Below are 18,156 nucleotides of genomic sequence, written 5' to 3' on the forward strand. Positions count from 1 at the left end.
GCCGCCATATGAGGGTGCTGAGACTGCGGTTGTACGGCGTCGTCTTCCTCGCCGTGCTCGCGTTGCTGCTGTCCCTGTCCGTCGCCGTCTACCGCCAGGCGTTCACGCCGGTCGTGCGGATCACGCTGGAGGCCGACAGCCTCGGCAACCAGCTCGATCCGCGCGCCGACGTCAAGCTGCGCGGGCTGCTGGTCGGCGAGGTGCGCGAGGTGCGGGCCGATGGCAGGAAGGCGACGCTCGGCATCGCGCTCAAGCCGGAGCACGTCGCCCACATCCCGTCCGACGTGCACGCACGCCTGCTGCCCAAGACGCTGTTCGGCGAGAAGTACGTCGACCTGGTCGCACCCGCGGGCACTGAGCGGTCCTCGGCCCGCCCGATCCGTGCCGGTGACGTCATCACCCAGGACCGCACCCGCGTCGGCATCGAGGTCCAGCAGCTGCTGAACGACCTGCTGCCGCTGCTGCGGACCGTGCAGCCCGGCAAGCTCAACGCCACGCTCTCCGCGTTCGCCACCGCCCTCGACGGACGCGGCGACCGGATCGGCGACAACCTCACGCGAGTGGAGGCCTACCTGCGCCGCCTCAATCCCCACCTGCCGTCCCTGAAAGAGGACATCGCACGCTTCGCCGACGTCGCCGAGGTCTACGGCGACGCGGCGCCCGACCTGATGGAGATCCTGCGCAACACCGTCACCACCAGCCGCACGATCGTCGAGGAGAAGGACCGGCTGGCCGCGGCGCTGAAGAGCACGGCCACCGTCGCGGGCACCGCCGAGGACTTCCTCGACGCCAACGGCGACCGGCTGATCACCCTCGGCCGGGTCTCCCGCCCCACGCTGGAGCTGTTCGCCCGCTACTCACCCCAGTACCCCTGCCTGCTGGCCGGCCTGGTCCGGCAGGAGAAGGCGTCCGAGGAGGCGTTCCGGGGCGGCAAGATGCACATCACGCTGGAGGTCGTACGGGCGCAGGGTGCCTACGAACCGGGTGAGGAACCGCGCTACGGCGAGCGGTCGGGCCCGAACTGCCGTGATCTGCCGCATCCTCCGGTGCCGGCGCCCGGCGCCCACCTCAACGACGGTTCCACGGCTGCGAGTTCGACCTCGGGCGGTCCGCTCGGCGCCTCCGCCACCCGGGCCGAGCAGCGGGCCGTCGGCTCGCTCGTGGCGCCGGTGCTGGGCCTGCCCGCGGACGAGGTGCCGCCGGTCGCGACCCTGCTGTTCGGGCCGATGGCGCGCGGGACGGCGGTGAGCGTCGCATGAGCACCACAGGAGCCCGGCAGACCGCCGCCCCGCTCATCAAGTTCAGTCTCTTCGCACTGGTGACGGTGGTGGCGACGGCCCTGCTCGCCGCCACCATCGTGAACATCTCCTTCACCCCCGAGCACGAGTACCGCGCGGTCTTCAGCGATGTCACCGGCCTGGAGGAGGGCGACGACATCCGGGTGGCCGGAGTGCGGGTCGGCGAGGTCGAGGGCATCCGGATCAAGGACCGGACGCTGGCCGAGGTCACCTTCACGGCCAGCCAGGACCGGCCGCTGCTCACCAGCACGGGCGCCGTCATCCGCTACCGCAACCTGGTCGGGCAGCGGTACGTCGCGCTGACCGAGGGCGCCGGTGACGGCACCCGGCTGCGCCCCGGCGGCACGATCCCGCTCGCGCGCACCCAGCCCGCCCTCGACCTGAACGCGCTGCTGAACGGCTTCAAGCCGCTGTTCGCCGCGCTCAGCCCGAAGGACGTCAACCAGCTCGCCACCGAGATCATCAAGACCCTCCAGGGCGAGGGCGGCACGGTCAACAGCCTGCTGACGCACACGGCGTCGCTCACCACGACGCTGGCCGGCCGCGACAAGCTGATCGGCTCGGTGATCGACAACCTCAACACCGTGCTGGAGACACTCGACAAGCGCGGCGCCCGCTTCTCCGGACTGCTCAAGCAACTGCGCCGGGTCATCTCGGGCCTGTCCGCCGACCGCAAGCCCATCGGGAAGTCGCTGGTGAGCATCGGCGATCTGACGGAGGCCACGTCGGGCCTGCTGAAGGACGCGCGTCCGCCGCTCAAGGACGACATCGCGGAACTGACCGACCTCACCGGGACGCTGAACGACAACGAGAAGACCGTGGAGGGCGTGCTGAAGCGGCTGCCGAACAAGCTCACCGAGCTGACGGGGACGGCGTCCTACGGCTCGTGGTTCAACTTCTACCTGTGCGACTTCGACGGCCGCATCGTGCTGCCGAAGACGAAGCAGGTGCTCACGCCCGAGATGCACGTGGCGAGGGCGAGGTGTGGGGCATGAGCCGCCGGAAGCCTCCGGAGCCGCTGTTCAAGGTGCGGGTGGAGCCGCCGAAGCTGCCTCGCGTGCGACTGCCGGAGGTGCGGCTCCTGCCGCGCCGCAAGCCGCGTCCGCAGCCGCTGGTCAAGGTCCGTGTCGAGCCGCCGAAGCTGCCGAGGATACGGCTCCGCCGTCCGCGCCTCGGCCCCTTCCGCGAGCGGAACCCGATCGTCATCGGCGCCGTCGGACTCACCGTCCTCGCGCTGCTGACCGTGGCCGCGTTCAACGCCGACCGCCTGCCGGTGATCGGCGACGGCGAGACGTACAGCGCCGCCTTCGCGGAGGCGGGCGGTCTCAAGCCGGGCGACGAGGTGCGGATCGCCGGGGTCAAGGTCGGCAAGGTCGAGGAGGTCGACCTGGACGGCGACCACGTCAAGGTCGCCTTCAAGATCAAGGATGAGCCGGGGTTCGGCACCGGGACCGGCGCGTCGATCAGGGTCAAGACGATCCTCGGCGCCAAGTACCTCGCCCTGCACCCCAAGGGGCCGGGCCGGTTGGAGCCCGGCAGCGAGATCCCGCTGCGGCGGACCGTCCCCGCGTACGACGTCGTACAGGCGTTCAGCGATCTCACCACCACGTCGGAGAAGGTCGACACCGACCGGCTGGCGAAGGCCCTGGACACCATCTCGACGACCTTCGAGGACTCACCGGAAGAGGTACGGGCGTCCATCAAGGGCCTGTCGAAGATCTCCCGGACGGTGGCCTCGCGCGACAAGGCCCTCAGGGAGCTCCTCGACCACGCGAACGGCGTGACGGGCGTACTCGCCGACCGGTCGGGCGACTTCACCGCCCTGGTCGAGAACGGCGACAAGCTGTTCAAGGAGATCAGCAAGCGGCGTGCGGCGATCCACAAGCTGCTGAAGACCTCCGCCGCGCTCGGCATCCAGCTCTCCGGCCTGGTCCAGGACAACGAGAAGGAGATCGGGCCCGCGCTCAAGGGCCTCAACACCGTGGTGAAGATGCTCGAACGCAACCAATCAAGCCTGGACCGGAGCATCAAGCTCCTTGCCCCCTACGTGCGGGTCTTCACCAACACCCTCGGCAACGGCCGCTGGTTCGACTCCTACGTCCAGAACCTGGTCGCCGCCCCGGTGGTGCCGCGGACGCGGACGGGAGGCGCGCAGTGAGCAACCGTTGGAAGAAGGGCGCTTCCCTGCTGACCGCCCTGACCCTGGTCGCCGCGCTCACCTACGTCCTGTGGCCGCGGACCGAGCCGGCCCGCGTCACGGCGTACTTCCCGCGCACCGTCGGCATCTACCCAGGCTCGGACGTCCGCGTGCTGGGCGTGCGGATCGGTGAGGTCAAGAAGATCACGCCGGAGGGCGGCCGGGTGCGGGTGGAGCTGGAGTACGACGCGGACCGCAAGGTCCCGGCGGACGCGCAGGCCGCGATCATCAACTCCTCGGTGGTCAGCGACCGTTACGTGCAGCTGCTGCCGGTGTACCGGAGCGGTCCGGTGCTGCGGGACGGCGACGAGATCCCCGAGTCGCGTACGGCCGTACCGGTCGAACTGGACCGCGTCTTCGACAGCCTGCACACCACGGCCGAGGCGCTCGGCCCCGAGGGCGCCAACAAGGACGGCGCCCTGTCACGGTTGCTCGGCGTCAGCGCCGACAACCTCGACGGCCAGGGCGGGAACCTCCACCGGACGGTCGAAAACCTCTCGGAGGCCGTCACGACTCTCTCCGACGGCCGCACGGACATGTTCGGCACGGTCCGCAACCTTCAGGTGTTCACGGCGGCGCTGGCGGCGGACGACAAGAGTGTGCGGTCGTTCAACAGCAGCCTCGCCAAGGTCGCCGAGCAACTGGCGGGCGAGCGCAAGGACCTGGCGGCCGCGCTGAAGCACCTCGGCACGGCGCTCGGTGACGTGTCCGCCTTCGTGAAGAGGAACAAGAAGTCGCTGACGTCGAACGTGGAGGGCCTGAGCAAGGTGACCAAGGTGCTCGTCACCCAACGGGCCGCGCTGGAGGAGCTGCTGGAGGTCGCGCCGACGGGCATGTCGAACCTGAACAACGCCTACAACCCCTCCGCCGGCACCCTCGACACCCGCAACAACCCCGACCATCCGCAGGACCCGGCCTCACTGTTGTGCTCGATCCTGAAGACAACCGGGGAGAAGAGCGACTGCAAGGACCTGAGGGACCTCTTCGACTCCCTGCCCGAAGTGCCCGAAGTACCCGACGGCACCGCGGTCACCGGCACGGTCGACCGCACCCTCGGCGGGATCCTGGGGGCGAGCGCATGAGGTCACTGCGCAAGGGTGGGGCCGTCGCATGGGCGGCCGTCGGGACGCTGCTCCTGTCCGGCTGCGAGGTCAACGGCTGGTACGACGTCCCGCTCCCCGGCGGAGCCGCCGCCGACGGCCACGCCTACCACGTCACCGTCGAGTTCCGCGACGTCCTCGACCTGGTGCCGCAGTCGGCGGTCAAGGTCGACAACGTCACCGTGGGCGCGGTGGAGAAAGTCGAGCTGGAGGGCTGGCACGCGAGGGTCCGCCTCCGGGTCGCCGACTCGGTGAGGCTGCCCGCCAACGCCATCGCCGAACTGCGGCAGACCAGCATGCTCGGCGAGAAGTACGTGGCGCTGTCCAGGCCGCCGGAAAGCACACCGGTCGGCCGGCTCCGCGACGGTGATGTGATCCCCCTGTCCCGCAGCGGCCGCAACCCGGAGGTCGAGGAGGTTCTGTCCGCGTTGTCCGCCCTGCTCAACGGCGGCGGCGTCGCCCAGCTCAAGACCATCACCACGGAGCTGAACAAGGCCCTGGAGGGCCGGGAGAACCGGGTCAAGTCCCTGCTCAAGGAACTCGACACCTTCATCGGCGGCCTGGACGACCAGCGCCAGGACATCGTCCGCGCGCTGAAGGCCGTGGACCGGCTGGCCAAACGGCTGGGCAAGGAGAAGAGGACGATCGCCGAGGCCGTCGACGCCATGCCGCCCGCCCTGAAGGTCCTGGCCGACCAGCGCCGTGACCTGACCAAGATGCTCACCGCCCTGTCCAAGCTGGGAAAGACCGGCACCAAGGTGGTCAACGCCTCGCACGACGACACGGTCGCCAACCTCAAGCAGCTGCGGCCGATCCTGCGACAGCTCAACAAGGCGGGCAGCGACCTGCCCAACTCCCTCGAGCTGCTGACGACTTACCCGTTCCCGCGCAACGTGGTGGACGCCATCAAGGGCGACTACGTCAACCTGCACATCACGGCGGACCTCGATCTGGCCGGGATCTACGGCAACCTGACGGGCAAGCCGGGCGGCGGGAACGGCGGGGACAGCGGGCCCGGGCTTCCCGAGACCCCGGACGTGTCGGACGTACCGGACCTCCCGGACGTGCCGGAGCTCCCGGACGCACCGCGCGTGCCGAAGCCCACCGCGCTGCCGAGCGGTCCGAGTGTGACGTCGTCCCCGTCGGCCCCTGCTGGCGACGGCGACCCGCTGTGCCCGCCGGTGTGCACCGCCGGCTACGGCTCCCACGGCTACCGCACCGGGGGCGACTGGCCCGAGGGGATCGACCTCGAACTCGCCGAGCTGATGCTGAAGGGGGTCCAGCCGTGATCACCCGTACGGTCAAGGCGCAACTGATCGCCTTCGCCACCCTCACCGCCGTGGGTGTGTCGTACGTCGGCGCCGAGTACACGGGCCTGGTGGACGAGGTCCTGGACCGCGGCTACACCGTGAAGGCCGACTTCGCCGACTCCGGGGGCGTCTTCCCCGGCGCCGAGGTCACGTATCGCGGGGTGCCGGTGGGCAAGGTCGGCGCACTGCGCCTGGCCGGCCCGGACGGGGTCTCGGTCACGCTCGACATCGAGGACGGGGCGCCGCGCATCCCGGCGGACACGCTGGCCGTGGTGGCGAACCGTTCGGCGGTGGGCGAGCAGTACGTCGACCTTCAGCCCCGCACCTCCCACGGCCCGTACCTGCTGAACGGCAGCACGATCCCGCGCGGGAGCACGCGGGTGCCGCTGTCGACGACGGACATGGTCCTCAGCCTGGACCGCCTGGTGAACTCGGTCGGCAAGGACGACCTGCGGGTCACGGTCGACGAGTTGGGCCAGGCCTTCGCCGGCACCGGCCCGAACCTGAGCCGCCTGGTGGACTCGGGCAACACCCTGGTCGAGTCGGCGTCCGAGGCGCTGCCGGAGACGATCGCCCTGATCGAGGACTCGCGGAAGGTCCTGAAGACGCAGGCCGACCAGGGCTCGTCGATCAAGTCGTTCGCCCGCGATCTGGCGGCGCTCTCGGCCCAGTTGAAGACCAGCGACGGGGACCTGCGCAAGCTGATCGGCAACGCGCGGCCGGCGGCGCAGGAGCTGAACTCGCTGCTGAAGTCGACCGGGCCGGAGCTGTCGGTCCTGCTGGCCAACCTGATCAGCGGCGGCCAGGTCACGCTGGCCCGCCTCCCCGGCGTGGAACAGGCCCTGGTCACCTTCCCGCTGATGGTCGCGGGCAGTTACACGGTCGTCCCGGGCGACGGCACCACCCACTTCGGCCTGGTGCTGAACGCCGACGACCCGCCGGCCTGCACCCAGGGCTACGGCACGGCACGCCGCGACCCCGCGGACACCAGCACACGCGAGGCGAACACCGACGCCCGCTGCACGCTCCCGCGCGGCAGCGAGTCGTCGGTACGGGGCGCGCAGAACGCCCCGGGCGGGTCGAGCACCGACGGCGGCGCGAACCAGGCGACGTACGTCACCCCGTACGACCCGGAGACCGGCACCACCACCGGCCCGGACGGAAAGAACGTCGAGATCGGCTCGACGGGCGGCCAGCAGGCCGTGTTCGGAAAGGAATCGTGGCAATGGCTGCTCGTCGGCCCCATGGCATGAAGCCGGTGCGACCCGCAGTGCTGACGGCGGGACTCGTCGCGGCGACCGTCCTCACCACAGCACTGACACTCTGGCTGGCCCTCACCCTCCACGAACAGCGCGAGGCGGACCAGCGACGCCAGGGCATCCTGGCCGCCGCCCGCCAGTCGGCGCTGAACTTCACGTCCCTCGACTACCGGCACTACGACCGCGACAGCGCGAACGTACTGGCGGGCGCGACCGGCGACTTCAAGAAGCAGTTCACCGCACAGACGGACCAGTTGACGCAGCTGGTGGCCCAGAACAAGTCCGTGTCGCAAGGCCAGGTCCTGGAGGCGGGCATCGTCCGCTCCGACGAGGACTCGGCCCGTGTGCTGGTGGTCGCCGACAGCAAGGTGACCAACACCGCCGCGCCCGAGGGGGAGGCGCGCACGTACCGGCTCCAGCTCGACCTCGTGCACAAGGACGGCCGCTGGCTGACGTCCGACGTCGAGTTCGTCGGCTGATCCACGGGCCGATCCGCCGACCGACAAGCACCGACGAGGAGTACGAGGAGTACCACCATGCCGAAGACGACCACCGGCCGCGCCCCCGGTCCCGGCACCCGCCGCACCATGACGGCGGCCGCCCGCGCGGCGGCGAAGCGCGCGGAGCGCGGCCACCGCGAAGCGGGCGCGGCGACGGCCACGGCCACGTCCGGCGACGAGGAGTCCCCGCGCCGGTCCGAGCGGCCACGCGCCGGACGCACCGTCCTCGTCGAGGCCCCGAAGGACGGCTGGGACGACCCGCCGGAGCCGTCACCGGAGTCGTTCGAGGAGGACGGGCCGCGAGAGCGGAGCCAGCCCGGCCCCGGCGGCCGCCGGAGGCTGCTCACCTCGGTCCTGGCCGTCCTGCTCGTCGCCGGCCTGGTCGCGCTCGCCGTCCTGGGATGGCAGTACCGCGACGGCCGCCTGACGGAGACCGCCCGGACCGAGGCGCTCGCGGCCGCGCGCAAAGCGGCGCCGATCGTCCTCTCCTACGACTACCGCCACCTGGACAAGGACTTCTCGACGGCCCGCGCCCACCTGACCGGCGACTTCCGCGACGAGTACGGCAAGACCACGAAGACCGTGGTCGCCCCGACGGCCGGGAAGTACCGCGGCGTGGTGAAGGCCACGGTCGCCGCCCCCGGCTCCGGTGCCGCCCCGGCCGCCTCCGTCGTCTCGGCCTCCCCCGACAAGGTCGTGGTCCTGCTCTTCGTCAACCAGGTCACCGAGAGCACCCAGGTGTCGGGGTCCCGCGTAGACCTGAACCGGGTGCGGATGACGATGGACCGCGCGGGCGACGGGTGGAAGGTGAGCGCGGTGGACGCGCTGTGATGGCAGCTCCGCGCTACCGAGACGGACTGAACGACGGCGCTGATGGTCTGTGCCGTTCTCAGGCCCCGCTGATCCTCCGCCCGCGACGTTCCGCCCCCAGGCGGGCGTAGTACTCGACGAGCTCGGGAGCGTCCACCGCCGCCCGGTTGACGACCTGCTCGGCGGGCGCGCCCTGGAGGAGGCGTTTGACGGGGACTTCCAGTTTCTTGCCGGTGCGGGTGTGCGGGATGGCCGGTACCTCAAGGATCTCGTCGGGGAGGTGGCGCGGGGAGGCGCCGGCGCGGATCGCCGTCCTGATCTTCTCGCGGAGGGTTTCGTCCAGAGTCACCCCCGCCGCCGGCACCACGAACAGCGGCATCCAGTAGCCGCCGTCCGGTTCCTCCGCGCCGATGACCAGGGCCTCGGCGATCTCCGGCAGGCGTTCGACCACGTCGTGGATGTCTGCGCTGCCCAGGCGTACGCCGTTGCGGTTGAGGGTGCTGTCGGAGCGGCCGTGGACGATCACCGAGCCGTGAGCGGTGAGGGTGATCCAGTCGCCGTGGCGCCAGACGCCGGGGTAGGAGGAGAAGTAGGCGTCCTGGTAGCGGGTGCCGTCGGGATCGTTCCAGAAGTGCAGTGGCATGGAGGGCATGGGGCGGGTGATGACCAGTTCGCCTACCTGGCCGGTGACCGGGAGGCCATCGGCGTCGTACGCCGTCAGGGCCACGCCCAGGTGGGGTGCGGACAACTCGCCTGCCCAGACGGGGGTGGTGGGCGCGCTGCCGGCGAAGCCGGAGACGACGTCCGTGCCGCCGCTGATGGAGGCGAGCAGGACGTCGCCGCCCACGTGGTCGCGGACCCAGGGGTAGGCCGAGGCCGGGAGGGCGGAGCCGGTGCAGCCCACCACGCGGACGGACGACAGGTCGTGGGCCGTCGGGTCGATGCCGAACTTGGCCATGCCCAGCAGGTATTGGGGGCTGGTGCCGAAGACCGTGACCCGGTGGCGGGCGGCCAGTTCCCACAGGATGTCGGGCTTGGCGAACGGTGCCGGGCTGCCGTCGTAGGTGCAGGTCGTGGCGCCGGTCAGCAGCGTCGAGGCGACCAGGTTCCACATCATCCAGTGCGTGGTGGTGTACCAGAGGAGGCGGTCGCCGGGACTCAGGTCCGAGTGCAGGCTCAGGGTCTTGAGGTGTTCCAGCAGGACGCCACCGTGGCCGTGGACGATGCCCTTGGGCAGGCCGGTGGTGCCGGAGGAGAAGACGACCCACAGGGGTTGGTCGAACGGCACTGGAGTGCAGACCAGTTCCTCGGTGCGGGTGGACGCGTCCTTCCACGGGATCGCCAGGGTGGTGTGGCCGGTGTCGGGCCAGGGCAGGCCCACGTGGTCGACCAGGAGGGTGGCCTTCAATGTCGGGAGTGATGCGGCCAGTTCATCGGTGGCTTCGCGGCGGTCGTGGGTGGTGCCGTTGAAGAGGTAGCCGTCGGCGGCGATCAGGACCGTGGGTTCGAGCTGGGCGAACCGGTCGGCGGCGGCTTGGGGCGCGTAGTCCTGGCCGCACAGCGACCAGACCGCGCCCAGGCTCGCGGCGGCCAGGAACGCGACGATCGCGTGCGGGGTGTTGGGCAGGTAGCCGACCACCCGGTCGCCCCGTCCCACCCCCAGGTCGCGCAGGGTCGCGGCGAGCGAGGCCACGTGGGCGCGTAGCCGCTGCCCGGTCACCTCGTATCCGGAGCCGGTCTCGTCCAGGGCGATGATCGCCACGTCGTCGTCGGTGAGGTTGCGCAGGGCGTGGTGGGTGTAGTTGAGGGTGGCCCCGGGGAACCAGCGGGCACCCGGCATGGTCTCCTCGGCCAGCACCTGCTCGTACGGGGTCTCCGCCTCGATGTCGAAGTACTCCCACACCGCGCCCCAGAAGCCTTCCAGGTCGGTGACCGACCAGCGGTGCAGGGCGGCGTAGTCGGCGTCGGCCGCCAGGTCCCGGTGCCGGGCCGCCGCCCAGCGGGTGAAGTCCGCGATGCGGCTGGTCGCTGCGGTCTTCGGATCGGGGGTGAAGAAGGGGTCCGGGTACTTCATCTCGGTGCTCCTCAGCGGGCTTCGCGTAGTGGTGGTGTGCGTGCGGTGTGCAGCAGGGGCGACCAGGCCGTGGTTGCCGTGAACTCGACGCCCCCGCGCGGGACCACGTCCATCACGACCCGGTCCGGTCGCAGGAGTACGGCGTCCGCCCGCCCCGCGCGCAGCCAGGCCGCGAGTCGGCCGTCGTCGCCGAGACCGGTCAGGGGTCCGGTCACGAGCACGGTCCGGGCGCCTAGGGCTTCGGCGATCGCCCGGAGGGAGGGGGAGGGTGGACCGGCCGTCAGGACCGCGAAGGAGTCGCCCAGCATGTCGTCCAGGCGGGTGCGGTGTCCCTGGGGTCCGGCCGTCACCCACGGCTGCGGGCAGAAGCGGCCCACGAGACGACGGCCCGCACCGTGGGCCCGGCGGCAGACGAGCGGGCCCGCGGTCAGGGCCGGGCTGAGGTCGCGGGCGGCGGCCGTACCCAGCCCGGGGATGCGGACGGCCGCGTTCAGGGCACCGCGCCGGAGTGCCGCGGCGCCGTCCTGGCCGCCGGTCATCGCCCAGCCCATGGCGACCGCGAGCCGGATCATGTGGCGGGCGTGCGGCTTGCGTTCGCTCTCGTACGTGTCCAGCAACCGCTCGTCCGCGCCCCGCCGGAGGACAGCGGCGAGCTTCCAGGCCAAGTTGTGGGCGTCCCGCAGGCCCGCGCACAGCCCCTGCCCGATGAACGGCGGGGTGAGATGGGCCGCGTCGCCCAGGAGAAAGACCCGGCCCCGGCGCCAGCGGTCGGCGATCCGTGCCCGGAAGGTGTACTGAGCTTGGCGCAGCACCTCGAAGTCGGCGCCGGGCGCCAAGTCCACCCATGGGGCGACCAGTTGCCGGAGACGCTCGGGGGTCGGCTCCGTGTCGTCCCTCAGGCGGAACTCCCAGCGGTAGCGGTCCTCGCCGACGCGCATGAACGTCGCCGGCCGCCGTGGATCACAGATCTGCTCGACGCCTTCCCAGCAGCGGACCGGGAGGCTCGTGCGGACGTCGACGACGGTCCAGCGTTCCTCGAAGCGCAGGTCCTGCCAGGTGGCGCCGATGGCGTCGCGCGTGAGGCTGTTGGCGCCGTCGCAGCCGAGGACGGCGTCCGCCCGCAGCCGGTGTTCGCCCGTGTCGCCGCGGTAGGTCACGTGGACCGGACCGTTGGCGTCCTGCTCTACGCCGACGACCTCCACCCCGCCGCGCAGCTCGCACTCCGGCGTGCGGGCCAGGGCCTCGCGCAGGACCCGTTCCAGCTCGGGCTGGTCGAACATGCTGGTCTGCGGGAAGCCGTGGGCGCCCAGCGCGGCGCGTGGGAACTCGGCCAGCACCCGGTGCCGGGCGTCCAGCAGCCGTAGCCCGCGTGCGGGGCGGGCGATCGCGGCGAACTCCGCCTCGACTCCGGCGGCTTGGAGTATGCGGCGGACCTCGTCGTCGGTGGCGACGGCACGAGGCAGGGGGTAGACGCCGTGGTGGCGTTCGAGGACGACGGTACGCACGCCGCGCCGGGCCAGGAGGAGGGCGGCGGTCACGCCCACGGGTCCGGCTCCGACGATCACCACGGGTACGTCGGCCGAGATGTGCTCGACGGTCATGTGCGGCTCATTCAGGTCTCAGGGCTGAGCAATCAGGTCTGGGGAGGGGGCGGTTCGCGCGGTCATTCCGCGTGGGACACGGGCGTGCGCTGCTCTCCGAGGTCGATGCGTCCGTCCGGGGTGGCGATGGTCGCGGTCACCACGTCGCCGTGGCGCAGGTAGCGGGGGTTCTTCGCCTGGCCCTTGAAGAACGCCTTCCACTTCATCGCGGGCGGCAGCAGCGCGGCGATCTTCTCGACGGGCTTCGGCGGGGCCTTGAGGGCGGTGCCGCCGGGTGTGCCGGTCAGCAGCAGATCGCCGGGATCGAGGGTCTGGAACCGGGAGAGCAGGGTGAGCGCCCGCGCCGGACGGACGATCATGTCGGCGAGGGTGCGGTCCTGACGCGGCTCGCCGTTCACCGACAACCTCAGCCGCAGGTCGGGGAGATGGGCGAAGTCCTGCGGCTCCAGCAGGCAGAGGACGGGGCCGGTCGGTGTGAAGGTGGGGTACGACTTGCTCTCGTAGAACTGTGTCCTGGTCAGCTGTACGTCCCGGGCGCTGACGTCGTTGGTGATCACGAGCCCGGCGATGTACGACGGCAGGTCGCCTTCCTCGACGACGGTGCCCACGGGCAGGGGCGCACCCATGACCAGGCCGAGCTCGATCTCGTAGTCGAGGAGCCGCACATGCGGCGGCCTGACGATGGTCTCGTGCGGGCCGCTGACCGACCCGGACGCCTTGCGGAAGAAGGCGGGCGGGATGTCGCCGGTGAAGCCCGAATCGCGGGCGTGACTGCGGTAGTTGACCATCTGGGCGACCACCCGGCAGGGGATGGTGACCGGGGAGAGGGGCGCCAGGTCGGCGACGGGTGTGCCCGCCTCACCGGAAAGAGCCGCCTCGTGTACGGCGGCCCGGTCGGCCAGCAGTTCGGCCGTGGTGACGGCCTTGGTGTCCACGGGGACGGCGCGGTCGCCGAGGACGACCCACCAGCCGTCGGCGGTGCGCAGGACGTTGGTGCTCATATCGGTTGCCTTTGGTGAGAGGAGGGTTCAGGGGAGGGGTGGTCAGGAGTTCGTGGCCCTCAGCAGGCCCAGCAGGCGTGCCGGGTCCAGCTCGTTGTCGCCCCGCAGGGCCTGGACGACATCGCGGACCCGTTGCGGGGAGGGGCTCGCGCCGAGGAAGTCGCGGGTGGCCGGCGGGCCCCACTGGGCCAGGCCGCTCGTCGACATGGGCGCCCAGCCGGGCTCGATGTCGCAGGAGAACAGGTCGCCGTCGGCGTAGTGCTCCAGCATGAAGCGGTCGGGGTCGCGCCAGTAGTCGAAGAGCTGGCTGCCCTGGATGTGCCGGCCGATGCCCCAGCTGCGCCGGTAGCCGCGCTCGGCCAGGTACTCGCCGCCGGCGGCGATCGAGTCCAGGTCGGTCACCTGGTAGGCGGAGTGGACGTAGCCCGTGCCCGGCCCCAGATGCATCGCCAGCGTGTGGTGGTCCACGGCCAGGCCGCCCTGGTCGCAGCGTATGAACGCCATGGTCGGCCCGCGGCCGCGCTGCCCGTCCAGGAACAGGAAGTCGGACACGATCATGCCGAGCGTGTCCAGGTACCAGTTCAGGGCCCGGGTGAACACGCGGGTCTCCAGGACCACATGGCCCAGCCGCTGGATCCGGGACGGTTCGCGCGGGGGCCGTTGCGTGGCGTTCGTACGGTGGCGCCCGGTGCCGGAGTTGAGGAGGAGCGGCCGCTGCTCGGGCAGTGCCGGCAGCTCGTCGCCGCAGTGCACCACGCGCACGGGGAAGCCCGAGGGGTCGAGCAGATCGACCGCCCTGCCGCCGCCGGGCACATCGGTGTCCCGTACGGCCGTGCCCGTCGCCCGGGCCAGCCGGTCCAGGTCGGCCCGCTCCGCCGTGCGGAAGGCCGGGCCGATGAAGCGGGACGTACGACCGCGCCGGATCACCATGCACGGTGAGCCCGCGAAGGTGCCGCGCAGCCACAGCTCCCGCTCGGTGCGGGAGGCGATGGCGAAGCCGAAGTCCCGGGCGAAGACCTCGGCGCGGTCCAGGTCGGGCTTCTCGAACTCCAGCCAGGCCAGGTCGGCCACCTTGATCACCGGGTTCCGGGAGCGACCGGGGTGCTCGCCGCGTAGGGCGCCCTGCTCGCTGTGGAGCTCCTGATGAGCCGTCTTGGACATGACGTCCTCCAAGCAACATCGTCGTATTGAGGAAATCATCAGCTTTGACTCTTCGATCGTCAATAGCCGGCCTCAGGTAAACTGAAGATTTCATCAGGACTGGAGGGACGTTGCTAGAATCACGCCCATGCCGTCGTCAGCCCCGCCCCGTAACCGCTTCGAACGGCGCCGTGCCGAGACCCGTCAGGCACTCGTCCGCGCGGCGCGGCAGATCCTCGCCGAGACCGGGGACACCAGCGCGAGCATCCAGCTGATCGCCGAGCGCGCGGACGTCGGCTTCGGCTCCTTCTACAACCACTTCGAGTCGAAGACGGAGCTGTTCGACGCGGCGGTGCGGGACGCCCTCGAAGAACTCGGCCAGGCCTTCGACGAGCATCTGCGGGGCGTCGACGACCCGGCGGAACTCGTCGCGACCGGCTTCCGCCTCAGTGCGCGCCTGGCCGACTCCCGGCCCGAGCTGATGCAGGTGCTGCGCCACCGCGGCCTCGGACACATCCATTCGGAATCGGGCCTGGCGCCGCGCGCGGTGCGTGATCTGGAGGCCGGTATCGCCTCCGGCCGGTTCGCCATCGCCGATCCCACCGTCGCCGTGACCGCCCTGGGAGGCTCGCTGCTGGCGCTGGTGGAACTGCGGTTCGCCCGGCCGGAGCTCGACGGCGACGAGGCCGCGTCGAACCTGGCCGAGATGCTGCTGCGCATGCTGGGAGTGCCGCCCGAGGACGCCCGTGACGTCGCCCGCCGCCCCCTGCCCGACCTCGACTGACAGGGGCTTGAGTGCCATGACCAAACCCGTCGTCCGCGAACCGCTGCGCCGCAACTCCCGCTCCAACCGGGCCCGCATCCTCGCCACCGCCCGGCAGGAGCTCGGCCGGAACCCCGATGTGACCCTGGAGGAGATCGCCCGCGCCGCCGGGGTGGTCCGCCGTACGCTCTTCGGGCATTTCCCGGGGCGCGCGGCCCTGCTGGAGGCGCTCGCCGAGGAGGCGTCCGAGACCCTGCGCGGCATCGCGGCCGGAGTCCCGGACACCGAGGGGGCACCGGAGCGGGCTCTCGCCCGCTTCGTCCTGTCGATCTGGCCTGTCGGCGACCGCTACCGGCTGCTCCTCGCGCTCGCCCGTCAGGATCTGGGCACGCAACGGGTGTCCGAGACCCTCGCCCCGGCCCGCGACGAGGCCACCGCGATCCTGGAGCGCGGCCAGCGCGCGGGCGTGTTCCACGACCATCTGCCGGCGGCGGTGCTCAGCGCGGCGCTGGAGGCCGTCACGCTCTCCCTGCTGGAGAGCGTCAACTCGGGCGCGTGGGAGGACGACGGGACCCGGACGGCGGTGGCCACGCTGGTCGCCGCGGGTGTGTCGGACGAGGCTGCGACGTCGATCGTCGGGGACGTGGCGTCCCAGATGCGGGCCGAGACCTCCGACGGCTGATCGGGACAGTGCTGGTAAGTCGTTGACCTGCGTCTGAGGCGGCTCGCTCACGCGGAGGGGCTCGCTGTCCTCGCGGTCACGCGCTGCGCGGAACCTCCGCTCCCACCGCGATCAGCGCCGCCCTCGCGCTGCGTGTGCCGTCGTCGCTCCAGGTGCCGGCGTTCACGCAGTCCAGGAGGGCCAGGAGGAGTTTCTCCAGTGCTCTGCCGAGCGGGGCCGGTGGGATGCCCGTGCGGAAGACGCCCTGCCGCTGTCCGTGTTCGATGATCGCCGTCGCCATGTCGCGGGCGGGGGCGAGGATCTCGTCGACCTGTGCCGCCTCCAGGTCCTGCGGCGCGAGTCTCAGCAGGATGCGATAGCGGTCACCGACGGGCCAGAGCGCCAGGACGAAGCGCCGTAGAGCGGTGGCGGCGTCGTCGGGACCGGGTACCGCCACCGCCGTCAGGGCGTGGCGCAGCGCCTCCGCGGCCTCCGTGGCGAGGCCTTCCACCAGCGCGGACCGGCCTGCGAAGTGGGCGTAGACGGTGCGTCGCACCACCCCGGCGGCTTCGGCGATGTCCGTGAGGCTGCTGTCGGGGTCGCGGCTGAGTTCCCGTCTCGCCGCTTCCAGGATGCGGGCCCTTGTGGGTCGTGCCGGGCGGCGTGGACGGGTCATGCGGATCGGACCTCCGGTCGACGGGGGAGGGTGGCTCGATATTTGCACACCGGTGGGCAATAAACTAGTCTGCACATCGATGGGCAATTAACTGCCCCCGTCGCTTCGCCCCCCGAGGAGCCTCCGATGCCGCTGCTTGCCGACACACCCGCCGAGAAGATGACAGCTCCCTATCCGCGGCGCTGGTGGGCCCTGCTGGTGCTCTGCCTGAGCCTGCTGATCGTCGTCATGGCGAACACGTCGCTGATCGTGGCGGCGCCGGACATGACGAAGGACCTGGGTTTGACCAGCAGCGACCTGCAGTGGGTCGTCGACGGCTACACCGTTCCCTACGCCGCGCTGATGCTCGTCCTGGGCGCGATCGGCGACAAGTACAGCCGTCGCGGGGCACTGATCCTCGGTCTGCTGATCTTCGCGGGCGGCTCGGTGATGGGCGGCATGGTCGACGAGACCACGCTGGTCATCACCGCCCGCGCGATCATGGGCATAGGCGCCGCCGTCGTCATGCCGGCCACCCTGTCCCTGCTGGTCGCGATTTTCCCGAGGGCAGAGCGGGCCAGGGCCATCACGGCCTGGAGCGCCACCTCGGGCCTCGCCATCGCCGCCGGCCCGCTCGCCGCCGGCTGGCTGCTGGAGAACCACGCCTGGGGCTCCACCTTCCTGATCAACGTCCCCATCGCGGTCCTCGGCGTCGTCGGCGCCCTGCTTCTCGTACCGCCGTCCAAGGCGGAGCGGATGGGCGCGATCGACTACGTCGGCGGCCTGCTCTCCATCGTCTCCATCGGCTCCCTGGTCTACGCGGCCATCGAGGGCCCGCACTTCGGCTGGGGCACCGGCCCGGTCGCCGCGGCCGTGGTCGCCGGCGCGGGCCTGCTCGCCTTCGTAGCCTGGGAGCTGCGCCACCCCAACCCCATGCTGGACGTGCGCAAGTTCAGGGAGCGCCCCTTCAGCGGGTCGATGCTCGCGGTGCTGTTCTTCTTCTTCGGCACCTTCGGCTCGATCTACTACTCCACCCAGTTCCTGCAGTTCGTCCTCGGCCACAGCGCGCTGGAGACCGGCGTACGGCTGCTGCCGCTGGCCGGAGCCGTCTTCGCCGGTGCCGCGGTGACCGGCCGGCTGGCCCCGAGGCTGGGCGTGAAGCTGGTCGTGGGTACCGGGATGGCACTCGGCACGGTGGGCGTCCTGCTGCTCACGCGGATCGAGTCGGGCTCCACGTACACCGACTTCCTGGCGCCGCTGCTGCTGCTCGGCTTCGCGATCGGCCTGAGCCTGTCCCCGGCCACCGACACCATCATGGGCTCCTTCCCCGAGTCGGAGCTGGGCGTCGGGGGCGGCGCCAACGACACCGCCCTGGAACTCGGCGGCGCCCTCGGTATCGCCGTCCTCGGCTCGCTCCTCGCCACGTCCTACAAGGACAAGCTGACCGACCTGGCCGGCGGCCACCTCCCGGCCACCGCGATGGACACCGCCCAGGACTCGGTGGGCGGCGGCCTCGAGGTCGCCGGGCAGGTCGCGAAGACCCCCGACGGCGGCGCCCGGCAGGCCCAGGCCCTCATCGACGCGGTCCACGAGTCCTTCGCCCACGCCATCGCCCAGACCAGCCTCGTCGGCGCCCTCATCATGGCCGCCGGAACCATGATCGTCATCGCCGTGCTGCCCGGCCGCAAGGCCACGGGCAAGCCCGGCGACGACGAGCCGGCGGCGGAAGCCGAACGGGCCGAGGAGTACGCGGAGTCGGCCCAGCGGTGACGCCGCCCGGCGGTCAC

16 protein-coding genes are annotated in these 18,156 nt (G+C 71.3%); 11 read left to right on the forward strand and 5 right to left on the reverse strand.

Features of this window, described 5'->3' with window-relative positions:
- Positions 1-8: 8 nt before the first annotated feature.
- From OG542_RS28925 to OG542_RS28960, 8 genes are read left to right on the forward strand one after another with little or no spacing between them, the layout of a single operon-like run.
- Entirely contained in the window at positions 9-1,259 is a 1,251-nt protein-coding gene (locus OG542_RS28925; RefSeq protein WP_328414575.1) for an MCE family protein, read from the forward strand.
- The gene (locus OG542_RS28930) at positions 1,256-2,293 is read left to right on the forward strand and encodes an MlaD family protein (RefSeq protein WP_328414577.1); all 1,038 of its coding nucleotides are present in this window, start codon (positions 1,256-1,258) and stop codon (positions 2,291-2,293) included. Before OG542_RS28925 ends, OG542_RS28930 begins: the two co-directional genes overlap by 4 nt.
- Positions 2,290-3,456, forward strand: a complete 1,167-nt coding sequence (locus OG542_RS28935; RefSeq protein ID WP_328414579.1) for an MCE family protein — start codon at positions 2,290-2,292, stop codon at positions 3,454-3,456. Before OG542_RS28930 ends, OG542_RS28935 begins: the two co-directional genes overlap by 4 nt.
- Positions 3,453-4,577 (forward strand): MCE family protein, encoded by a 1,125-nt coding sequence (locus OG542_RS28940; protein ID WP_328414581.1) that lies wholly within the window; start codon positions 3,453-3,455, stop codon positions 4,575-4,577. Before OG542_RS28935 ends, OG542_RS28940 begins: the two co-directional genes overlap by 4 nt.
- Positions 4,574-5,884, forward strand: a complete 1,311-nt coding sequence (locus OG542_RS28945) for an MCE family protein (RefSeq protein WP_328414583.1) — start codon at positions 4,574-4,576, stop codon at positions 5,882-5,884. Before OG542_RS28940 ends, OG542_RS28945 begins: the two co-directional genes overlap by 4 nt.
- Positions 5,881-7,158 (forward strand): MlaD family protein, encoded by a 1,278-nt coding sequence (locus tag OG542_RS28950; RefSeq protein WP_328414584.1) that lies wholly within the window; start codon positions 5,881-5,883, stop codon positions 7,156-7,158. The genes OG542_RS28945 and OG542_RS28950 overlap by 4 nt, the downstream gene beginning before the upstream one ends.
- Complete coding sequence (locus OG542_RS28955; RefSeq protein WP_328418161.1) at positions 7,155-7,643, forward strand: hypothetical protein; 489 nt, start codon at positions 7,155-7,157, stop codon at positions 7,641-7,643. Before OG542_RS28950 ends, OG542_RS28955 begins: the two co-directional genes overlap by 4 nt.
- 57 nt (positions 7,644-7,700) lie before the next feature.
- Positions 7,701-8,495 (forward strand): hypothetical protein, encoded by a 795-nt coding sequence (locus OG542_RS28960; protein WP_328414585.1) that lies wholly within the window; start codon positions 7,701-7,703, stop codon positions 8,493-8,495.
- Between the two features lie 58 nt (positions 8,496-8,553).
- Here OG542_RS28960 and OG542_RS28965 read toward each other — a convergent pair whose 3' ends face one another.
- The 4 genes from OG542_RS28965 to OG542_RS28980 form a co-directional block, all read right to left on the reverse strand.
- Positions 8,554-10,548: an acetoacetate--CoA ligase gene (locus OG542_RS28965; RefSeq protein ID WP_328414586.1), complete on the reverse strand. Its 1,995-nt coding sequence runs from the start codon at positions 10,546-10,548 to the stop codon at positions 8,554-8,556.
- 11 nt (positions 10,549-10,559) lie between these two features.
- Positions 10,560-12,149, reverse strand: a complete 1,590-nt coding sequence (gene mhpA, locus OG542_RS28970; protein ID WP_328414588.1) for a bifunctional 3-(3-hydroxy-phenyl)propionate/3-hydroxycinnamic acid hydroxylase MhpA — start codon at positions 12,147-12,149, stop codon at positions 10,560-10,562.
- 62 nt (positions 12,150-12,211) lie between these two features.
- Positions 12,212-13,150, reverse strand: coding sequence for a fumarylacetoacetate hydrolase family protein (locus OG542_RS28975; protein WP_328414590.1), 939 nt, complete (start codon positions 13,148-13,150; stop codon positions 12,212-12,214).
- A 42-nt stretch (positions 13,151-13,192) separates the two neighbouring features.
- A complete protein-coding gene (locus tag OG542_RS28980; RefSeq protein ID WP_328414592.1) occupies positions 13,193-14,311 on the reverse strand; it encodes a VOC family protein in 1,119 nt (372 codons plus the stop codon).
- Between the two features lie 127 nt (positions 14,312-14,438).
- Here OG542_RS28980 and OG542_RS28985 point away from each other — a divergent pair, with 127 nt between their 5' ends.
- On the forward strand, positions 14,439-15,074 hold the full coding sequence (locus tag OG542_RS28985; protein ID WP_193477657.1) for a TetR/AcrR family transcriptional regulator: 636 nt from the start codon (positions 14,439-14,441) through the stop codon (positions 15,072-15,074).
- Positions 15,075-15,090: 16 nt separating this feature from the next.
- Complete coding sequence (locus OG542_RS28990; protein WP_328414595.1) at positions 15,091-15,735, forward strand: TetR/AcrR family transcriptional regulator; 645 nt, start codon at positions 15,091-15,093, stop codon at positions 15,733-15,735.
- A gap of 76 nt (positions 15,736-15,811) precedes the next feature.
- On the opposite strand, the gene OG542_RS28995 is transcribed toward OG542_RS28990, so the two are convergent.
- Positions 15,812-16,390 (reverse strand): TetR/AcrR family transcriptional regulator, encoded by a 579-nt coding sequence (locus OG542_RS28995; protein WP_328414597.1) that lies wholly within the window; start codon positions 16,388-16,390, stop codon positions 15,812-15,814.
- Positions 16,391-16,516: 126 nt separating this feature from the next.
- Between OG542_RS28995 and OG542_RS29000 the strand changes: the two genes are divergently transcribed.
- Positions 16,517-18,139, forward strand: coding sequence for an MFS transporter (locus OG542_RS29000; RefSeq protein ID WP_328414599.1), 1,623 nt, complete (start codon positions 16,517-16,519; stop codon positions 18,137-18,139).
- The last annotated feature ends 17 nt before the right edge of the window (positions 18,140-18,156 follow it).

This window comes from Streptomyces violaceus (assembly GCF_036014075.1).
GTDB classification, from domain to species: domain Bacteria; phylum Actinomycetota; class Actinomycetes; order Streptomycetales; family Streptomycetaceae; genus Streptomyces; species Streptomyces violaceus.